The organism is Flavonifractor sp. An306 (assembly GCF_002159455.1).
GTDB lineage: Bacteria > Bacillota > Clostridia > Oscillospirales > Oscillospiraceae > Flavonifractor.
In genome coordinates this window covers 1-956 of the sequence record NZ_NFIQ01000221.1, presented here as the reverse complement: position 1 = coordinate 956, position 956 = coordinate 1, and the positions used below count along the sequence as shown (strand labels likewise).

Below are 956 nucleotides of genomic sequence, written 5' to 3'. Positions count from 1 at the left end.
CGCTCTCGATCTGAGCGGTAGTCATGGACAGCCCAAACAACCGGCGCACCTGTTCGCTGATTTCATCGATACAGCGGATCATGCCCAGTTCCAGACTCCGGCAGGAGGCGGCGTTGGGGATGCGGTTGTCCAGCCGCATCAGATCCACCGTCCAGCCGCCCATGTCTGCCACGATGACGGACGGCTCGTCCAGCAGCTCCGTCTGGGTCAGTACGGCAGCATAGCCCTGGGGAAACAGGGACACCTCTTGTATGGTGATGGTGTAGTCCTGCCCCTCATAGCGGAAGGGAATGGCGCTCCCATCCCGGTACAGATACGAACGGAAGGACCTCTTGTCCCTGCCAAAGCTGGTCAGGGGCAGGCCCGCCGCCAGGTGGATGCTGGCGGTGTGCTCCGCGCCCCGGTGCTCCAGCTCCTTGGCGATGGCTGCCAGGGTAAGCAGATAGTAGTCCTCGGTCTGAGTCTTATCCCTCTGGAGGGGCTGGCGACCGCTGCCCACTACATAGTATCTGCCGCCGTATTCCAGCACATCTTTCTGAGTGTACGGCTCATGTTCATATTCCACCAATCCGGTGGGGAACGAAAAGTGTACAGTTTTCATGGCTGCGTAGCCATGATCAATGCCAATAATGATCGAACCACTCATCTCGGATTCCCTCCTTTTTTGCGGGACTTCGTTTTTTTGGTGCGCTGCTGTTTGTCAAATGTCTTTCCCTCAATTAGCAGCGCGTTTACATCAGACATCTCCAGATTCCATACATACGGGTGTATCTGGCTTCTGTCTGCCCCACCATATTTCTCGCACAATCTTGGCAAAAAATTCGGCAGGTCTTTCATTTCTCTGGGGAACTGGATGCCATCTTTGTACACAATCTCTCTTTTCAAAGATTTGTACAATTCTTTTGTGTTTTTAATTGCCTCCACATCTTGATATATACTTTGCCCTGTAAGCTGTT

1 protein-coding gene and 1 pseudogene are annotated in these 956 nt (G+C 53.6%); both read right to left on the bottom strand.

What is annotated here, in order from left to right; all coding sequences use genetic code 11:
• The coding region (locus B5F88_RS19755) for a ParM/StbA family protein (RefSeq protein ID WP_087937078.1) at positions 1–646 on the bottom strand (646 nt) is incomplete at its 3' end.
• Positions 643–956, bottom strand: a pseudogene (locus B5F88_RS20960) (DUF4240 domain-containing protein); the annotation flags it as partial. The gene B5F88_RS19755 and the pseudogene B5F88_RS20960, both read right to left, overlap by 4 nt.